Origin of the sequence: Streptomyces sp. NBC_01264, assembly GCF_026340675.1 — a bacterium.
GTDB lineage: Bacteria > Actinomycetota > Actinomycetes > Streptomycetales > Streptomycetaceae > Streptomyces.
Genome location: NZ_JAPEOX010000002.1, coordinates 943,666 through 960,793, shown reverse-complemented (window position 1 = coordinate 960,793; position 17,128 = coordinate 943,666). Strand labels below are relative to the sequence as shown.

Below are 17,128 nucleotides of genomic sequence, written 5' to 3'. Positions count from 1 at the left end.
TGCATCATAAGTTCCGTTACACGATACCAAGTTCCATTAGGTGGAACAAATGGAGGCTGCTTTGTCCTGTCACCCGTATGCGGCCATCACCGCGCAGCGCCTGCTGCCGGTCCTGCGCAACGCCGACGCGGACGAGGCCGTCCGCCAGGCCACCGCCCTGCTCGCCGCGGGCTGCCGCGCCGTGGAACTCACCACCTCCACCCCCGGCTGGGCCGAGGCCGTGGCCCGCACCGTGCCGCTCACCGACGCGCGGGGACGGCCCGCCGTCATCGGAGTCGGCACCGTCACCACCGCGGTGGCCGCGCGGACCGCGCTCGACGCGGGCGCCGCCTTCCTCATCTCCCCGTACCCGGCTCCCGAGGTCCGCGAGGTCGCCCTGGAGCGCGGGGCCGTCTTCATCGAGGGCGGCTTCACCCCCGGCGAGATCGCCTCCGCGGTCCGTGCGGGCGGCGCGGCGAAGGTGTTCCCTGCCCACGTGGGCGGGTCCGCCTTCATCCGCTCCCTCAAGGCGGTCCTCCCCGACGCCCTGATCATCCCGACCGGCGGGATCGCGCCGGGCGAGGTCCGCGACTGGCTCGCCGCCGGGGCCGCCGCCGTCGGGATAGGCAGCGGCCTGCCCGCCGACCCGGGCGAACTGGCCGCCGTCTTCACCGACCTCGCCCAGCCCTGCTGCGGCTCCTGCGCGGGCACGGAGCCCCGGCCGTGAGCGGGGCCGGCATCGGGACCGGGGCCGCCGTGGCCACGAGCGGGACGCAGGGGTACGACGTCCTCGTCCTCGGCGAGGTCCTCGTCGAGATCCACACCGGGACGGCCCTGCGGGACGCCGCCGACGGAACCCCCGCCCGTGTCTCCTTCTCCGGGGACGCCCTCAACGCCGCGGCCGCCGCAGTCGCCGCCGGAGCCCGCACCGCCCTGCTCGCCGTGGTCGGCGAGGACGAGCTGAGCGTCCCGCTGCTGGCCCGCGCCGCCGAACTGGGCGTGGACGTCTCCCACGTACGCCGCTCCCCGCGCCCGAACGGCGCCTATCTGCTGTGCGCCGACACCGAGGGCGACCGCGAGTTCGTGTACTGGCGCACCGGCAGCGCCGGATCCACCCTCTCGGTGGAACACGTGGAGTCCTGGCGGGAGTTGCTGACGAGCTCCAAGGCCCTCATCACCAGCGGCATCACCGGCGCCCTGTCGCCCAGCAGCCGCGAGGCCGTCCTGCTCGCCGCCGAGACCGTGCACGCGGCCGGCGGGCACCTCTCCTACGATCCCAACTTCCGCTCCCGGCTGACCGGTCGGGACGACGCCCGGACACTGCTGGCCCGCATCGCCCCGCTGGCCGGGCTGCTGAAGACCTCCTGCCCGGCCGACGCGCTGGCCATGGTCGACACCGACGACCCGGCCGAGGCCGCCGCCCGCTACCGGGCCCTGGGCGCCCGAACCGTCGCGGTCACCGCGGGCGCCGACCGGCTGCTGCTGGACGACGGCACGCGGGCGGCGTACCTCCCCGTTCCGGTCAATCCCGATCCGGTCGACGCGACCGGCGCCGGGGACTGCTTCACCGGCACCGCCACCGCCCGGCTCGCCCTCGGCGACAGCCTCGCGGACTCCGTCGCGTACGCGATGGCGGCCGCCTCCCTCTCCGTGTCCGGCCGCGGCGGCACCGGCCGCGTCCCGCACTTCACCGAGACGGCCGCCCTGGCGGCCGCCCACCGGGCCGACACCCTCGCCGACGGCTCGGTCCACGAGCGGTAGGGAGCGGGACGCCGCCCGGCAGGATCCGAAAGGGACGGCCTACGCGGCTTCGAGCCGGGCGGTGTCCTCGGCGGACAGCCGCAGGGCGCCGGCGGCGACGTTCTCGGCCAGGTGGTCCGGGTTCCCGGTGCCGGGGATGGCGAGGACGTGCGCGCCCCGGCTCAGCGTCCACGCCAGGCGGAGCTGGGCCGGGGACACCCCGTGGGCCCGCGCGAGATCCCGTACCTCCGGACCCTCCTCGGTGACCCCTCCGGCCTCCTTGCCCGCGCCCGCGATCGCGAAGAAGGGGACGAACGCGATGCCCTGCTCGCCGCACGCGTCGAGGAAGGCGTGCTCCTCGGCCGGCGAACCGATCCCGTACGCGTTCTGCACGCAGACCACGGGCGCGATGGCCCGCGCCTCGGCGAGGTGGTCCGGCCGTACGTTGGACACGCCCAGGTGCCGGATCAGCCCGGCGGTGCGCAGCTCGGCGAGCGCGCCGAAGTGCTCGGCGATCGAACCGGTCTCCGCCTGGCGCGGGACGCGCAGGTTGACCACGTCCAGGTGGTCGCGGCCGAGCTGGCGCAGGTTCTCCTCGACCTGCCCGCGCAGCTGCCCGGGCGCGGCCCACCACCAGTCGCCGGCGGCATCGCGGCCCGGCCCGACCTTGGTGGTGATGACCAGCTCGTCGCCGTACGGGGCGAGGGCCCGGTTGATGAGCTCGTTGGCGGAGCGGGTCGCGGAGAAGTAGAAGGCGGCCGTGTCGATGTGGTTGACGCCCAGCTCGACCGCCCGCCTCAGCACCCCGGTCACCCGGTCCCGGTCGCTGGGGGAGCCGTCGGCGAGGTGGGTGAGACGCATCGCTCCGAACCCGATGCGGCGGACCGGGAGGTCGCCGAGGAGCCAGGTGCCGGAGTCGGCTGCGGTGATCTTGTCGGAAGTCATCGGGTGAGGATATCGGGGTCGGTGATCCAGCCCGCGAACAGCACGAGACCGGACCGCCGGTCGACGGCGAGGAAGCCGAAGGGCCGGTCCACCTCGAACTCGGCCTGCCGGACCCGGTACGAGCGCACCCGCGCGGCCCCGCGGAACATGCCGACGGCGGTGACGGCCGCGGCCTCGAACCCCTCGGCGTGGAAGCGGGCCACGGCCGACTGGCGGGCGGAGCCGACCGCGAGCGGGACGGCGGACATGCCGGGGAAGTGGCCGGGGCGGGCGGCCGCGGAGGTGAGCCCGAACAGCTCGGAGTGGAGGAGCAGATCGTGTTCGGCGCGGATGTCGAAGGCCACCGTGGCGATCCGAGCCACCGGGTCGGGGCTGGTGGAGTCCACGGTGCTGAGCGACAGTCCGGGACCCGCGGCGCCGTCGGGAAGCTCCCTCGCGGTCGAGGCGGCGAGCGCGCCGGTGACCTCGGCTATCCCGGTCGTCAGAACGTCCCCGGGCGCGGCCCCGGACTCCCCGAGCAACAGGTGCACGTCCACGCCGAGGGCGCCGTGCGCGCCGGGACCGCCGGGAACGCGGAGCAGGGTGACCGGGCCGGAGGGCCCCCGGGCCACCCGGAGCCGCTCGGGGAAGGCGTGCGTGACGGCCAGCCCGCGCAGGTCGCGCCCGCTCCACGGGCCGTGCGCCGGCCGCACCTGCCGTTCGGAGAAGGGCTGTTCCCAGGTCAGGTTCAGCGCGAGCGCGGAGGCGAGGACCAGCTGGATGTGCGGACCGGCCTCGACCGGCATCCGCTCTACGAGGCCGCCGGTGTGCTCGGTGGCCCAGGCGTCCAGGGCCTTGCGGTCGGTGTCCTCGTCTCCGCTGAGGGTGGCCCGGGTCCCGGCGGGCAGCCGGGCCGACCAGGCCGCCTCCAGCGGAAGGTCCCGCCGCGCCCACAGGCCGGTGGCCGCGCGCAGGCCCCGTACGCCGTCCAGGGCGGTCAGCAGCGCGCGGGCGGCCTCGGCCGCCGTGTCGGCGGGGATGCCGAGGGTTTCCCGGAGTTCGGTACGGGCGGGGCCGGCGGCGCCGTCCGCGAGGAGGGCCAGCAGCGGCCAGACCCCGGCGGCGGTGAAGACCGTGCCTTCGGCCGCGGCCCCGTCCTCGGACCGCGCGGACCACTGTGCCGCCCACCGTGCCGTCAGGCGGTTGACCGCCTCCACCGTCGAGTTGTCCATGGAACGGAGCGTACGGGGAAGGGCGGGGCGGAGCGGGACCGTTCCGTCCCGTCCGTCCCGTCCATCCTGTTCCTCAATCCGATTTCTCGGCATCGAGGTTCGCCCAGTACGCAGCCTCCTCCGCCTCGTGGTCCCACTCCTCGGGCGGCAGGGCGTCCGCCACCCAGCCCGCGGCGAGCACCAGGCGCGAGGTCCGGTGGACGGCGAGGAAGCCGAAGGGGCGGTGGAAGGCCACCTGAGCCTGCCTGACCCGGTACCTCAGCCGGGGCTCCGCGCAGCCGGCGGCCGCCGCGAACGCCGTCACGGCGGCGGCTTCGAAACCCTCGGAGTGGAAGCGCGCCACGGCCGACTGCCCGGCGGAGCCGACGGCGAGCGGTTCGCCACTGATGCCCGGAAAGTGGCCGGTCCGAGTGGAGCGGGCGCTCTCCAGGCCGAACAGCCGGGCCGGGTCGAGGAGATCGTTGTCCGCCTCCACCTCGAAGGCCACCGTGTGGATCCGCAGCCGGTGTTCGCGGCTCTCCGAACGGACGCTCCGGATGTGCAGTCCCGGCCCCGGGTTCCCCTCGGGCAGCAGGCTCGCGCCCGTGGACGGGATCGCCCGGGTGACGGCCGCGATGCCCGCCTGGAGGGTGGGGCCCGGCGGGGCCTGCGGCTCGCCCAGGACGAGGTGGACGTCCACCCCGCCGTCGCCCACCACCTCCAGCAGGGTCACCGGGCCGCCGGGCGCCCGGGCCACGCGGACCCGGTCGAGGAGGGTCGTACTGCGGCTCAGGCCCTGCACCTCCCGCCCAGCCCAGGGGCCTTCGCCGATCTCGGTCGTCCAGGCCTCGAAGGGCTGGATCCACCGCGTGCGCAGGGTGAGGGCGGAGGCGAGCACGAAGCGCGTCTCCTCGTCGACGGGGACCGGCATCTTCTCGACCAGGCCGTCGGTGCGTTCGGTGGCCCAGGCGTCCAGGGCCTTGCGGTCGGTGTCCTCGTCTCCGCTGAGGGTGGCCCGGGTCCCGGCGGGCAGCCGGGCCGACCAGGCCGCCTCCAGCGGAAGGTCCCGCCGCGTCCACAGGCCGGTGGCCGCGCGCAGGCCCCGTACGCTGTCCAGGGCGGTCAGCAGTTCCCGGGCGGCCTCGGCCGCGGTGTCGGCGGGTATGCCGAGGGCCTGCTCCAGCTCGGTCCGGGCGGGGCCGGCGGCGCCGTCCGCGAGGAGGGCCAGCAGCGGCCAGACCCCGGCGGCGGTGAACACCGTGTCCGTGCCGTCCGCCGCCGCGTGTCCGGCCCAGCGGGAGGTGAGCGCGTTGACCGCCCCTACCGTTTTCGTCTTCATTCGGGGGAGCGTAAGGGTTGGGGCGCCGCCGGACCGGGTCGTTTTCCGCGGTCCGGCGGCGCTGTTCGGGAGCGGGGACGTCAGTGGCCGCGCAGGCCCTCGTCGACCGCGGTCATCAGCTCACCGTCGGCGGTGTCCGCGTCGAGCGACCAGAACATCGCGCCGCCGAGGCCCTCCTCGCGGATGTACCGGGTCTTGGTGCGCAGCACCTGCGGGTCGTCGTACGTCCACAGGGTGGTGCCGTCGAACAGCCAGGCACTGCCGTTGCGGCGGTCCCGGTGGAGCTTGTAACTACCCGAAGCCGCGAGCTGCTTGAGCTCCTTGTAGTCCGCGTACCCGTTGGCCCAGGCGGCCGGAGCCGGCCCTGTCGCGGGCTGCCCCATGCCGTCCCCGCCACCGCTGACGCCGGTCCAGCCCTGTCCGTAGAACGGCATGCCCATCACGAGCTTGTGCGCGGGCGCGCCGCGCCGCTCCCAGGCGTCCACGGTGCCGTCGACGCTGAAGTCGTTCCTCGCGTAGAGCGCGGACTGCTGGGCGGTGGTCGCCTCGCCGGAGACGTGGAAGTCGTAGCCCTGGAGGGTCACGAAGTCCAGGTCGCGCATGATCCGGCGGACGTCGAAGCCCGCGTCGATCTTGGCGGGGGCGGTCGGGACGAAGGCGGACAGCTCGTACTTCGCCTTCCGCTTCTGGCTGCGCGCGTAGTCGTCGAGCTGCGTGCGGAACTCGCTCACCAGCGCGGTGAAGTTCTTCTTGTCCTCGGGGCGGTAGGTGGTGTCGGTGTCGCCCGAGGAGCCGGGCCACTCCCAGTCGATGTCGAACCCGTCGAAGATCCCGGCGGCCGAACCCGCACCGCCGCGGGTGCCGTCCTGCGGGAGGTTGCCCTTGATGTACAGGTCGATGCAGGAGGACACGAGGGCCTTGCGGGAGGCCGGGGTGAGCGCGGCGTCCGAGAAGTGCGTGGACCAGCTCCAACCACCCAGGGAGAGCAGGACCTTGAGGTCGGGGTGCTTGGCCTTGAGCTCGCGGAGCTGGTTGAAGTTGCCGGCGAGCGGCTGCACCCAGTCGTCGGCGACGCCGTCGACCGAGTTCTCGGCGTCCAGCGGCCGGACGTAGTCGGCCCACGCGTCGGCCTCACCGGGGATGTTGCCGGTGAAGCACTTGCCGTCCGCGCTGATGTTGCCGAAGGCGTAGTTGATGTGCGTGAGCTTGCTCGCGCTGCCGTTCTTCTCCAGGTCCTGGACCTGGAAGTCCCGTCCGTAGACGCCCCATTGGGTGAAGTAGCCGACCTTCTTGTACGAGCGTCCGTGCCCGGATCCGTCATGGGCGGGGGCGAAGGCGGTCAGCAGGGAGAGGGAGCAGGCGGCGACGGCCAGCCTGCCGAGCATGCTGCGGCGCATGGGCTTCCTTTGCGGATGCGGTGAGTGGTGCCGGGGCGCGTGCGCTGTGCATGCGGAAACTATTGGTCTGGACCACAGCGGGTCAAGGGGGTGGGGCAACTCGGTCCGGACGGGAGGGTGTTCGACTCGCCCGGATCAGGACAGGCTCCACTGCCCGACATCGTTGGCGAGGCCGCCGTCGAGCGCGAACTGGACCGCGGCGAGGCCCGCGTCCCCCGGTACCCGGAAGGCGACGGATCCGGTCGCCGTGGAGCCGGGGTCGAGGGTGACGGTGTCGGGGAAGACGGCCCCGGCCGCGTCGGCCGCGTCGGGTGCCCCGGCCGCACCGGCTTCCGCCGACGCGCTCAGGCCGGTGAACCGGCGCCCCTCGGAGTCCAGCAGATGAGTCGCGGCGGCCGGGGAGTCCTCGTACACGGCGGTCCCGGTGTTCTCCAGACGCAGCTCTACGGAGACCAGCCGGTCCGCGCCGCCGGGCGCGGGCCCCGCCGGGTCGGCCACCCCGGTCAGCGTCACGTCGAGCCGCTCGCCGGGGTCGCTCCCGGTGAGGGACACGGTCTCGCCGGAGGCCCCCGGCCTCGGGGCGACGGCCGGACCTGCGCCGGCGCCGGGGAGGGCGGGCCCGAGGAGCAGCGCGGCCGTCAGCACGGCGAGCGCGGCGAGCCCGCGCGGGCGCCGCCCGGCCGGTCGTGCCGGTCGGCGCCGGACCGAACCTGATGACGCCGCACCCTTCCTCACCCCCTCCACGATCCTCCGCGCACGCGCCGCTCGCGACCCGCACCGCGGCCGGGGCGGCCGGGGCGGACCCGGGACGAGATTCCCGGCGGTTGACCACCGAATTCAGTGGATCTTCGATGTACGCCGTGGCATGGTTGGTCTCACCGAAGGGGTGTAGCTCAGTTGGTAGAGCACCGGTCTCCAAAACCGGTTGTCGTAGGTTCGAGCCCTGCCACCCTTGCCAAGCTTGACCAGGTACTTCATGGAAGAGGGACTCCCGGAGAACGCTCCGGGGGTCCCTCTCGTCTTTCCCGCGCGTAGCCTGCCTCGGGTGACGAAGACCGTGACGTATGTAGCGATGACGGACCCCGGTCAACTCGTGCCCGGTGTTCCGGTACCGGAACTCGCGCTCGCCGCGGTGGGCGCGGACCTGTCGCTGGTTCCCGGCCTGATGGCCAGGATCGGCGCGCCGTACCAGTGGCGCAGCGCCCGCCGGAGCCCACAGGAGTGGCAGGCGTGGTTCACCGAGCGTCCGGACCGGACCTGCTGGCTGCTGACCTTGGCCGACGAGCCGGCCGGCATGGTCTGCTACGACCTCCACCCGGGTGCCGACGTCGAGATCAGGTCGTTCGGGCTCCTGCCTGAGTTCACCGGGAAGGGGCTCGGCGGTCATGCGCTGACGCTCGCGATCCGGCAGGGCTGGAATCTGGTGCCGGGCGTGCGCCGGGTGTGGCTGCACACGTCGTCGGCGGACAGCCCGAACGCGCTGCCCAACTACCACCGCCGTGGGTTTCGTACCTTCAAGGCCGAAGAAGACACGTCGGATTCGGACACGCCTTGATCAATGCCCGATGGCTGTCGTCCCGCTCAGCCATCGGGCATGCTGCCGGACCCGTGACGCGTCCCCGGGGAAGTAGCCGGACCACTCCTCCTTCAAGGGCGTCCAGGCCGCCGGCTGTCCGCGCTCCGTGACCAGAGGCGTTGCCGCACTCGCGATCGCGGCGAACGACAGCCCGAGAGTCGCCGCCCACTCCGTACCGTAGGAACGCACCGTCGCCGCCGCGGGTTCGGGCAGCAGCTCCACCGCGATGCCGGTCTCCTCGAAGAGCTCGCGACGTGCTCCCTCCCGGGGCGTTTCACCCGGCTCGACGCGCCCGCCCGGCGGAACCCAGCCGCGCCACCGGTGACGAACCAGGAGCACCCGGGCGAGATCCTCGTCGAAGACCCAGACCTCCGCGGCGAGCGGCGCCGTGGCCACCTGGCCGATGGTGGTCAACCACTGACCGGCACCGTCGAGCCGAACCCTCGCCAGCCGGACATCGGCAGCCGCGGCCTCTGCGACCCGGCGGCTGAACGCATCGGGAATCATCACCTGAGCAACCTAGGGCGGGGGTCTGACAACGGGACAGGTCCGGGCCAAGCTCCGGCCCCTTGTGGCTCCTCGGGCCCGTTCGGGGTGCGCGCCGCAGGAGGGCTCAGTACGTGGGGCAGAGGTTGGTCTGGACGGCCGCGACGATCAGGCCGGACTTCACGGGGCCGAAGCCGTTCGGGTGGTTGGGGCCGATGAAGCGCTGGTTCGCGCCGGACACCCGCTCGGCCGGGTCCTTCTCGCCCTTCATGGACTGGCACTGGTCGAGGCCGCGCGAGACGGCCTTGTCGTCCTTGCCGTTGACGATCTCGGGGTCGATGGCGTTCAGCGCGGCCAGGTAGGCGGCGCGCTGCGCGGGTGCGGGGCTCGGCGGGAGGCCGCTGTCGGGGCGGGCCGCGCTGGGATCGGCGCTGGGACTGCTGCTCGGGGCGGCGCTCGGCACGGTCGAGGCGGAGGGCTTGTCGGCGTTCGGTGCCCCGGAGTCGCTGCCGCACCCGGTGAGGGCGAGGATGCCGGCGGCGGAGAGGGCGATGATCACGTGGTGTCTGCGCATCGGGCCATGGTGGCCCGGGGCCGGGTCCTGTGGGGCCGCTGTGACCGGGCTGTGACACGGTGCGCAGCGGGCGTGGGGCCGCCGGGTGGTGGCGGCCCGGTGCGGAGGGGCCGGAGGTGCCGGAGGTGCCGGAGGAAGCCGGGGAGAAGGCCTAGCCTGGGGGGATGACCGCTACCGCTGGGCGCGAGCCCCGTTCCGACCTGCGGGACTTCCTGCGTTCCCGGCGCGCCCGGATCGGTCCCGAGGAGGTGGGGGCCGCCTCCCACCCGGGAAGGCGGCGGGTGCCCGGGCTGCGGCGCGAGGAGGTCGCGCAGCTTGCGGGGGTCAGCGTCGACTACTACACGCGGCTGGAGCAGGGGCGCACCCTGCACGTCTCCGACGAGGTCCTCGACGCCGTGGCGCGGGCGCTCAGGCTCGATGCCACCGAGCGGTCCCACCTCTTCGACCTGGCGCGGTCCCAGCGGGCGCCGGCCCCCGGTCCCGGGCGTGCGGCCGGTGAGCCGGACGGCGCCCGCGGCCCCGCTGAGGCCGTCGGCCCGCAGCTGGTGCGGGCTGGGCTGCACCGGGTGTTGGACGCCCTGGACGACGGCACTCCGGCGATGATCGTGGGGCGCCGGCTCGAGGTCCTGGCCGCGAACCGGCTCGCCGAGGCCCTGTACACCGGCTTCGGCGCGGCAGAGCCCCACACCCCGGAGCCCCACACTCCGGAGCCCCCAACCCCGGAGCCGGGCGCGCCGGATCGGCGCGGCCGCAATCTGGCGCGGTTCCTCTTCCGCGACCCCGCCGCACGCGAGCTCCTCGCCGACTGGGAGGGCGCCGCGCGCGGAGCCGTCGCCGCGCTGCGGTTCTACGCGGGCAGGCACCCGTACGATCCCGGGCTGGGTCCGCTCGTCGAGGAACTCAGCGCGCTCGACAGGGACTTCCGGCGTTGGTGGGCCGGCCACGACGTGCTCGAACACACCCACGGAACCAAGCGGTTCAGGCACCCCCTCGTCGGCGAACTGGCCCTGGAATACGAAAACCTCACCTTCCCGGACGACCCCACCCAGACCCTCTACCTCTACACGGCGGAGCCCGGATCCCCCTCGGACGAGGCGCTGCGGGCCCTCGCCTCCCGGACGGCCGGCGCGTCGCGCGCGAAACACTGACCTCACCCGTCTGGCAGACTGGGCCGGGTCATCCAGGCGGTGCAGGACAGGAAACCGGTGCGAATCCGGTGCGGTCCCGCCACTGTGACCGGACGTCCCCGCGCGGGGACCCGGGAGTCAGACACTGACGCACCGCCTCTTTCGGTTCGACCAGGGGACGCGGATCCCCCGGAGAGGCTCCACCTTGCCTTCGTACCCCCGTGCGCTGCTGCGCGCGCTCGTGCCCGTCCCCCTCCTGATACCGCTGGCCGCGTGCGGAGGATCCCCCGCGGCGCAGGACGCGAAGGCGAACGCCGGCGCGGGCTCCGCGCCCGGATTTCCGTACTCGGTCACCAACTGCGGTGTCACCAGCACCTATCAGGCACCGCCGCAGCGTGCGGTCGCGATGAACCAGCACGCCACCGAGATCCTCCTGGCCCTCGGGCTGGAGGGGAGGACGGTCGGGACGGCCTACCTGGACGACGCCGTACTGCCCGCCTACCGGCCCGCGTACGACAAGATCAAGGTGCTGGCGAAGGAGTACCCCTCCAAGGAGGTCCTCCTTGGCGCCAACCCCGACTTCGTGTACGGGGGTTACTCCAGCGCCTTCGACAAGGCGCAGGGCCGCGATCGCGAGGGACTCGCGCAGTCCGGCATCAACTCCCGCCTCAGCGTGGAGTACTGCACCAAGGGCAAGGTCGGCCTCGACCAGCTCAGGACCGAAATCACCGAGGTGGCACGGACCTTCGGCGTGCCCGAGCGCGGCGAGAAGCTCATCGCGGACGAACGGCGCCGCATCGACGCCGTCAGCGCGCGCGTGAAGGATAAGGCCAGGCCGACCGTCTTCGTCTACGACTCGGGCGAGGCCTCCGCCTTCACCTCCGGCGGCAACGGCATCGGCAACGAGATCGTCGCGCTCGCGGGCGGGACGAACGTGTTCGCCGATCTCGACGACACCTTCGGCGACGTGTCGTGGGAGAAGGTCATCGAGCGCAAGCCCGAGGTCGTCCTCATCTACGACTACGGCGGCACCACCGTCGAAGCCAAGAAGCAGCGCCTGCTGAACGACCCGGCGCTGGCGCAGGTGCCCGCGGTCAGGAACCGGCGGTTCGTCGTGCTGCCGCTGTCCTCCGCCGTGCTCGGCGTACGCGTCGCCGACGCCGTCGAATCGCTGGGCGGCCAGCTCCACCCCGACGCCGCGTGAGGCTCCGGGCCGCCCGCGCGTTCACCCGTACCCCGGTCGTACTGGCCCTGCTCGCCGCCGCCCTGGCCGCGTCGGCCCTGGCGGGGCTCGTCCTCGGGCCCGTACGGATCCCCCCGGGCCGGGTGCTCGACATCGTGCTCGCCGGCCCGGGGCCCCGGGCCGGATCGGGCGCCTTCGGGGCGATCGTGTGGGACGTCCGCATACCGCGCGTCCTGCTCGGGGCCGTCGTCGGTGCGGGGCTCGCCGTCGCGGGAACCGTGCTGCAGGCACTCGTACGCAATCCGCTCGCCGACCCGTTCCTGCTCGGGGCCTCCTCCGGGGCCTCGGCCGGGGCGGTGCTGGTGATCGTCCTCGGCGCCGGATTCCTCGGCTTCGCGGGCGGGAGCGCCGTACCGCTCGCCGCGTTCGCCGGGTCGATGGGCGCACTCGTCGCCGTCTACGCGATGGCCCGGCGCGGCGGCACCATGACCACCGGCCGGCTGATCCTCGCCGGAGTCGCCGTCCAGTACGTGCTGTCCGCCCTGACCAGCCTGGTCCTGGTGCTGGCCGCCCATCCCGACCAGGTGCGCACCGTGCTGTTCTGGACCCTCGGCGGGCTCGGCGGGGCACGCTGGAGCGAACTGGCCCTGCCCGCCGGGGCGCTGCTCCTGGGCACCGGACTGCTCGTCGCCCTGGCCCGGCCGCTGGACCTGCTGCTCGCGGGGGAGGAGGGCGCCCGCACGCTCGGCCTGGACACGGCCCGGTTCCGGGCCGCCGTCTTCGTCCTCGCCTCGCTCGTCATCGGCGTACTGGTGGCCTACAGCGGGGCCATCGGCTTCGTGGGGCTGATGGTCCCGCACGCAGCCCGGATGGTCGTCGGCGCCGGGCACCGGGCGCTGCTGCCCGTGGCCGCGCTGGGCGGGGCGGTGTTCCTGACCCTGGCCGACCTGATCGCCCGTACCGCCGCCGCACCGGAGGAGATACCGGTGGGCGTGGTCACGGCGCTCGTCGGCGGCCCGTTCTTCCTGTGGATGCTGCGCAGGTCCACCCGTACCGAAGGGGTCGTGGGATGAGGGCGCGACGGCCGGCCGGTCCGATGGCGGGGGCAAGGATGGAGGCGGAGGCGACGGACCTCGCCGTCGAGGGCGTGCGGTACGAGATCGACGGACGGCCGCTGCTGCACGGGATCGACCTCACCGCCCGCCCGGGCGAGACGGTCGGAGTCGTCGGCCCCAACGGCAGTGGCAAGACGACCCTGCTGCGCTGCGTCTACGGAACCCTGCGCCCGACCGGCGGACGCGTCCTGCTGGACGGGGTGGACGCCGCCTCGCTGGGCGTCAAGGACCGCGCCCGGCGGGTGGCGGTGGTGCCCCAGGACGCGGCCGGCACCTTCGGGCTGACCGTGCGCGAGGTGGTGGCCATGGGGCGCAGCCCGCACAAACGGTTCTGGGAGCAGGACGGACCCGACGACGTACGCCGCGTGGCGCGGGCCCTGGAGACCGTCGGCGCGGCCGCCCTCGTGGGCCGCCGCTTCGACGGGCTCTCGGGCGGCGAGCGCCAGCGGGCCCTGGTGGCCCGCGCCCTCGTCCAGGACCCGGGCCTGCTCGCCCTGGACGAACCGACCAACCACCTGGACATCCGCTACCAGCTGGAGATCCTCGGCCTGGTCCGTGCCCTGCCGGCCACCGCCCTGTTGGTCCTGCACGACCTCAACCTGGCGGCGATGTACTGCGACCGCCTGTACGTCCTGGCGGACGGCCGCGTCGTCGCCTCCGGCACCCCGGCGGAGGTGCTGACGGAATCCCTGCTGGCCGAGGTCTACGGGGTCCGCACCCGCATCGGCACCCACCCGACGACGGGCGCGCCGAACATCGTCTACCTTCCTGAGGATGGGGAGCGAACGGGGTAGTGGCGTGACGGCGGGCCGGGACGGGCTGGAGTTCGGGGAGGCCGTGGGCCCACGGCTGCGCCAGGAGCGCCTGGAGGGCCTGAGCATGAACCGCGCCGCGCCCGACGGGATCCTGGTGGCGATGCTCGGCATCAGTGACCAGCTGCTGTACCGGGCGGACCTGCCGCAGGCGGTGGTGGAGGCGGCGATCGCACACCCCGCCTGGGGCGTGCGCGCCGGCCTGGCCGAGCACCGGGGCACCACGCTGCGCTTCTCCCGGACCGGCACCCGGACTTGCGTCACGCTCACCACCGAACAGTGGTCCCGGCTCGTACGGGGAGAGCCGTCCGAGCGGCGCCGGTACCAGCTGGCGTACGCGGCGGAGGCCGCCGGGGGACGGCCCGCGCCGGATGTCTACGAGGCGCTGGCCGCGGCCGGCTCCGACGAGGTGCGGGCGGCCGCCGCGAGCCTGGCCTCGATGCCGCAGCGGCTGCTGCGGGCCCTGACCGAAGACCCGGCGGCCGGCGTGCGCGCGGCGGCGGTGGAGGCCGGCTGGGCGGGCTTCGACGACGGGGTCCGCGCCCGCCTGGCCGCGGACCCCGCGGAAGCCGTGCGGACCGCGGTGGGCCTGGCCCGGCACGAGGAGATCCCCGTCACCTGCGCGCTCTTCGACCGGGCACGGCTGACCTTCGAACTCGTGCAGACCCGGAGGCTGGCACCGGAACTGGTGCTCCGCCTCGGCGCCGACAAAGACACCACCTGGCGCTGCTGCCTCGCGCGCAACCCGTACCTGACCCCGGGCAGGTCGCCGCACTCGCCGCCGATCCGGAGCACGCCGTACGCCTCGCCGTATCGGTGAGGCCCGAGCTGACAGAGGAGGAGCGGGCCGGCCTCCTGGCGGGACTGGAACCGGACGGCATGCTCCGCCCGGCCCCGTGGGTGACGGCCCTGCACGGTGATCCCGAGGCCATGCGGCGGCTCGCCGGCTCGGTCCACCCCGTGCTGCGCGGCAGCGTGGCGATGGCCCGGCGGCTGCCGGCCGACGTGGTGGAACGGCTGGCCCGGGACGAGGACCGGACCGTGCGACTGTTCCTCGCCGAGCGGTGCGACGACGCCCCGGCGGACATGCTGCTGGAGGTGTTCACCTGGTGGACCGGCAGCTTCTCGACGCCGAACCGCCCCTACGGCCACCCGAACTTCCCCGGCCGGAACCTGCTCCGCTACACCGAGGACCCCGACCGGCGGCTGCGGCAGCTGGCGCTGGACGACCCCGACTCCACGGCGGAGCTGGTGGAACGCTTCAGCCGGGACGAGGACGAGGAGGTCCGGGCCCGGGCGGCGACCGACCCCCGGCTGTCCGGGGAGTCGGCGCTGCGGCTGCTCGGCGACCCGTCCCCGTCGGTGCGCCGGGAAGCCGCGGAACATCCGTGGCTCCCCGTGCCCGCGCTGGCCGGGCTGCTCGCCGACGAGGAGACGGCCCGGGCGGCGGCCCGGAACCCGGCGCTGCCGGAGTGGGTCATGCGGCGCATGCTCGACTGAACGGAGCGCCGGGGGCTGGGCGGGGCGGGCCTACTTCTTGAAGCCGCCGTACGGGACGGTGATCAGTTCCATCCCGTGGCCCGAGGGGTCCTCGAAGTAGACGCCGCGGCCGCCGTCGTTGTGGTTGATCTCGCCGAGGCGCTGCCCGTGCGGGTCGGCGAAGTAGGTGATCCTCGCCCGCTTGATCTTCTCGAAGGCCTCGTCGAACTCGGCCTCGGAGACGAGGAACGCGTAGTGCTGCGGGGTGATGGACTCGGCGGGGATGTTCGCGAAGTCCAGGGTGACGCCGTTGGCGATCTCGATCGGGATGAAGGGGCCCCAGGGGGCTCCGACCTCCAGATTGAGGAGGTACGCCAGGAATTCGGCCGACTCCCGGCGGTCACGGGACTGGATGATCGTGTGGTTGAGCTGAACCGTCATGAATGGATGCCTCCGAAAGGCACATCTCGGCACCTCCATGCCTCACCCGGCCGGTGACCGACACGCGATGCCGCGACATGATCCTAAACATCCCTTACGGGTGGAGTCCAGTGCGTTCGGCGCGGGGTCCGGGTCCGGGTCTACCCCCCGTACACCGCCTTCACGTTGTCCCGCGCCGGATGCGTCCGCCCCGCCGGGCCGGCCGCGAAGGCGCGGAGCAGGTTCTCCGTCACCCGGGTGGTCAGGGCGCCCGAGCGCGCGTCCAGACCGTGGTTGGCTCCGCTGCGCCCGTCGCCCTTCGCGTCGAGTGCCTCCACCCAGCGCATCGTCCCCGTCGCGAAGACGGCGGCGCCGTTCGGCGTCGTGTAGTACGCCGTGTCCTGGTGGCTGGGACGGCCCTCGCAGACCACGGGGGAGTGGGCCAGGATCTCGATCGGGCGCGGAGTCGTGAAACCGGTGTCGACCTTGTCGTACTCCACGCCGACCAGGTGCGGGAAGCTGTCGCCGGCCTTCGCGCCGGTGCCCTCGAACAGCCAGTGGCCCGGGTTGGTCACCACGTACGGGGCGTCCACCGGGTAGCCGTCGTAGATCACGCCGAGCAGCGAGCTCTCCGCGTCGGCGCCCGGCGGGAAACGGAAGTCGACGGTGGCGGGGTGGCCGCGCTTGACGCCGGGATCCTGCGCGTAGGAGGACTTGTAGCAGACCACCGTACGGTCCGGCCCGAGCTCGGAGGCCTCCAGCCGGATCCGGCGGTAGCAGCAGTTCGCGCCCAGGATCGCGACGTTGGTGCCCGCGTCCCGGGCCGCCGTGACGTGGGCCCGCTGCTCCGGCGACCAGTACTCGTCGTGGCCGAGGGAGAGGACCGCCGAAGCGCCCTCCAGCAGCCGCTTCTCGCGGGCCACGTCGGTGGTCGTCGTGTACGCCAGGGGGATGCCGAGCCGCTCGGCGAGCGCGAGCAGCGGAGCCTCGTACACCAGGAAGAGACCTGCGCCGTCGTCGTACTCGTAGGGCCGGTCGAAGGTCACGGCGAGCGAGCGCGAGGCGTATCCGCCGCTGGGGCCGTCGTAACTGCCTTAGCCGCCCCAGCGGTTGTACGCCTGCCAGGTCGCCACCGCGTTGACCACGACGGTACGTCCGGCCGTGGCGGCGGACCGCACGGTGACCGGGACGAACCGCTGGCCCTCGCCGCCCTGTGCGTCGAGGCGCAGCAGGTAGCAGCCCTCGGGCCAGTCCTTGGTCTCCACGGTGGTGCTACGGGCCCACCGGGTGCGGACCGTACGGGTCGAGGCGTCCACCGTGTGGTCGGGCTGGCGCACCCCGGGCAGGGCCTCGGAGCGCCAGATCAGGCGGGCCCGGGCGCCGCCGTACCAGCCCATGCGGTACGCGGAGACGGTGAACCGGGGCGCGGTGGTGGAGACGTACAGGCCGAAGGACTCGCCGGGCAGCACGCTGACCCGGTCGGCGAAGCCCTCGACGGCGCGGGCCGGGCCGGCCTTGGAGACCTGCCAGTCGGCGTTCCCCGGGCGGGCGTTCTCGGCCCGGACATCGAAGCCGTGCGGCCCCTCCTTCTTCCCCCGGGGGGCCGGACGGCTCCCGGCTCCCGCCGGGCCCCGCCCCGTCCGTACCGCCCGCTCCGTCCGGCTTCCCGGCGTCCCCGTTCGCGCAGCCGGCCACGGCCCCCAGCCCGGCGGCGGTGGCCGCGGCCCCCGTCGCCAGAGCGAGGAACCGCCGCCTTCCCGCGCCTT

General features: G+C 73.8%; 17 protein-coding genes, 1 tRNA gene, 1 pseudogene and 1 riboswitch. Of the genes and pseudogenes, 10 read left to right on the top strand and 9 right to left on the bottom strand.

Annotation, left to right across the window (positions count from 1 at the left end; translation table 11 throughout):
• The first annotated feature begins 49 nt into the window (after positions 1–49).
• Both OG435_RS37230 and OG435_RS37225 read left to right on the top strand, forming a co-directional pair.
• Positions 50–706 carry a bifunctional 4-hydroxy-2-oxoglutarate aldolase/2-dehydro-3-deoxy-phosphogluconate aldolase gene (locus OG435_RS37230; protein WP_266883916.1) on the top strand — a complete coding sequence of 219 codons (657 nt, stop codon included), beginning with the start codon at positions 50–52 and terminating at the stop codon, positions 704–706.
• Complete coding sequence (locus OG435_RS37225; protein ID WP_266883914.1) at positions 703–1,740, top strand: sugar kinase; 1,038 nt, start codon at positions 703–705, stop codon at positions 1,738–1,740. The genes OG435_RS37230 and OG435_RS37225 overlap by 4 nt, the downstream gene beginning before the upstream one ends.
• 39 nt (positions 1,741–1,779) lie before the next feature.
• On the opposite strand, the gene OG435_RS37220 is transcribed toward OG435_RS37225, so the two are convergent.
• The 5 genes from OG435_RS37220 to OG435_RS37200 form a co-directional block, all read right to left on the bottom strand.
• A complete protein-coding gene (locus tag OG435_RS37220) occupies positions 1,780–2,664 on the bottom strand; it encodes an aldo/keto reductase (protein ID WP_266883911.1) in 885 nt (294 codons plus the stop codon).
• Positions 2,661–3,875 (bottom strand): serpin family protein, encoded by a 1,215-nt coding sequence (locus OG435_RS37215; protein ID WP_266883909.1) that lies wholly within the window; start codon positions 3,873–3,875, stop codon positions 2,661–2,663. Before OG435_RS37215 ends, OG435_RS37220 begins: the two co-directional genes overlap by 4 nt.
• Before the next feature lie 73 nt (positions 3,876–3,948).
• The gene (locus OG435_RS37210) at positions 3,949–5,193 is read right to left on the bottom strand and encodes a serpin family protein (RefSeq protein WP_266883907.1); all 1,245 of its coding nucleotides are present in this window, start codon (positions 5,191–5,193) and stop codon (positions 3,949–3,951) included.
• Positions 5,194–5,273: 80 nt separating this feature from the next.
• On the bottom strand, positions 5,274–6,590 hold the full coding sequence (locus OG435_RS37205) for a glycoside hydrolase family 18 protein (RefSeq protein ID WP_266883905.1): 1,317 nt from the start codon (positions 6,588–6,590) through the stop codon (positions 5,274–5,276).
• Positions 6,591–6,725: 135 nt separating this feature from the next.
• Positions 6,726–7,325 (bottom strand): hypothetical protein, encoded by a 600-nt coding sequence (locus OG435_RS37200; RefSeq protein ID WP_266883903.1) that lies wholly within the window; start codon positions 7,323–7,325, stop codon positions 6,726–6,728.
• 147 nt (positions 7,326–7,472) lie between these two features.
• Here OG435_RS37200 and OG435_RS37195 point away from each other — a divergent pair.
• Positions 7,473–7,548, top strand: a tRNA-Trp gene (locus OG435_RS37195).
• Between the two features lie 87 nt (positions 7,549–7,635).
• Positions 7,636–8,145 carry a GNAT family N-acetyltransferase gene (locus OG435_RS37190; RefSeq protein WP_266883901.1) on the top strand — a complete coding sequence of 170 codons (510 nt, stop codon included), beginning with the start codon at positions 7,636–7,638 and terminating at the stop codon, positions 8,143–8,145.
• Here the strand turns inward: OG435_RS37190 and OG435_RS37185 are convergent, their stop codons facing one another.
• The gene (locus OG435_RS37185; RefSeq protein WP_266886427.1) at positions 8,146–8,673 is read right to left on the bottom strand and encodes an NUDIX domain-containing protein; all 528 of its coding nucleotides are present in this window, start codon (positions 8,671–8,673) and stop codon (positions 8,146–8,148) included.
• Positions 8,674–8,779: 106 nt separating this feature from the next.
• Positions 8,780–9,226, bottom strand: a complete 447-nt coding sequence (locus tag OG435_RS37180) for a hypothetical protein (protein WP_266883899.1) — start codon at positions 9,224–9,226, stop codon at positions 8,780–8,782.
• A 164-nt stretch (positions 9,227–9,390) separates the two neighbouring features.
• Between OG435_RS37180 and OG435_RS37175 the strand changes: the two genes are divergently transcribed.
• The 6 genes from OG435_RS37175 (at position 9,391) to OG435_RS37150 (ending at position 14,963) form a co-directional block, all read left to right on the top strand.
• The gene (locus OG435_RS37175; protein ID WP_266883897.1) at positions 9,391–10,374 is read left to right on the top strand and encodes a helix-turn-helix domain-containing protein; all 984 of its coding nucleotides are present in this window, start codon (positions 9,391–9,393) and stop codon (positions 10,372–10,374) included.
• 47 nt (positions 10,375–10,421) lie between these two features.
• Positions 10,422–10,501, top strand: a riboswitch (cobalamin riboswitch).
• Positions 10,502–10,558: 57 nt separating this feature from the next.
• Positions 10,559–11,557 (top strand): ABC transporter substrate-binding protein, encoded by a 999-nt coding sequence (locus OG435_RS37170; RefSeq protein WP_266883895.1) that lies wholly within the window; start codon positions 10,559–10,561, stop codon positions 11,555–11,557.
• The gene (locus OG435_RS37165; protein ID WP_430625808.1) at positions 11,554–12,609 is read left to right on the top strand and encodes a FecCD family ABC transporter permease; all 1,056 of its coding nucleotides are present in this window, start codon (positions 11,554–11,556) and stop codon (positions 12,607–12,609) included. Before OG435_RS37170 ends, OG435_RS37165 begins: the two co-directional genes overlap by 4 nt.
• A complete protein-coding gene (locus OG435_RS37160; protein WP_430625807.1) occupies positions 12,606–13,445 on the top strand; it encodes an ABC transporter ATP-binding protein in 840 nt (279 codons plus the stop codon). The genes OG435_RS37165 and OG435_RS37160 overlap by 4 nt, the downstream gene beginning before the upstream one ends.
• Positions 13,426–14,283, top strand: coding sequence for a hypothetical protein (locus tag OG435_RS37155; protein WP_266883893.1), 858 nt, complete (start codon positions 13,426–13,428; stop codon positions 14,281–14,283). Before OG435_RS37160 ends, OG435_RS37155 begins: the two co-directional genes overlap by 20 nt.
• On the top strand, positions 14,280–14,963 hold the full coding sequence (locus OG435_RS37150; RefSeq protein ID WP_266883891.1) for a HEAT repeat domain-containing protein: 684 nt from the start codon (positions 14,280–14,282) through the stop codon (positions 14,961–14,963). Before OG435_RS37155 ends, OG435_RS37150 begins: the two co-directional genes overlap by 4 nt.
• 30 nt (positions 14,964–14,993) lie before the next feature.
• Here the strand turns inward: OG435_RS37150 and OG435_RS37145 are convergent, their stop codons facing one another.
• Both OG435_RS37145 and OG435_RS37140 read right to left on the bottom strand, forming a co-directional pair.
• Complete coding sequence (locus tag OG435_RS37145; protein ID WP_266883889.1) at positions 14,994–15,383, bottom strand: VOC family protein; 390 nt, start codon at positions 15,381–15,383, stop codon at positions 14,994–14,996.
• A gap of 140 nt (positions 15,384–15,523) precedes the next feature.
• Positions 15,524–16,759, bottom strand: a pseudogene (locus tag OG435_RS37140) (N,N-dimethylformamidase beta subunit family domain-containing protein).
• Positions 16,760–17,128: the final 369 nt, after the last annotated feature.

Bases quoted from the DNA above. Each gene is read 5' to 3' on its own strand.
- OG435_RS37220 (WP_266883911.1), bottom strand. From the start codon at position 2,664: ATGACTTCCGACAAGATCACCGCAGCCGACTCCGGCACCTGGCTCCTC.
- OG435_RS37205 (WP_266883905.1), bottom strand. From the start codon at position 6,590: ATGCGCCGCAGCATGCTCGGCAGGCTGGCCGTCGCCGCCTGCTCCCTC.
- OG435_RS37210 (WP_266883907.1), bottom strand. From the start codon at position 5,193: ATGAAGACGAAAACGGTAGGGGCGGTCAACGCGCTCACCTCCCGCTGG.
- OG435_RS37175 (WP_266883897.1), top strand. From the start codon at position 9,391: ATGACCGCTACCGCTGGGCGCGAGCCCCGTTCCGACCTGCGGGACTTC.
- OG435_RS37180 (WP_266883899.1), bottom strand. From the start codon at position 9,226: ATGCGCAGACACCACGTGATCATCGCCCTCTCCGCCGCCGGCATCCTC.
- OG435_RS37145 (WP_266883889.1), bottom strand. From the start codon at position 15,383: ATGACGGTTCAGCTCAACCACACGATCATCCAGTCCCGTGACCGCCGG.
- OG435_RS37155 (WP_266883893.1), top strand. From the start codon at position 13,426: ATGGGGAGCGAACGGGGTAGTGGCGTGACGGCGGGCCGGGACGGGCTG.
- OG435_RS37230 (WP_266883916.1), top strand. From the start codon at position 50: ATGGAGGCTGCTTTGTCCTGTCACCCGTATGCGGCCATCACCGCGCAG.
- OG435_RS37185 (WP_266886427.1), bottom strand. From the start codon at position 8,673: ATGATTCCCGATGCGTTCAGCCGCCGGGTCGCAGAGGCCGCGGCTGCC.
- OG435_RS37160 (WP_430625807.1), top strand. From the start codon at position 12,606: ATGAGGGCGCGACGGCCGGCCGGTCCGATGGCGGGGGCAAGGATGGAG.
- OG435_RS37215 (WP_266883909.1), bottom strand. From the start codon at position 3,875: ATGGACAACTCGACGGTGGAGGCGGTCAACCGCCTGACGGCACGGTGG.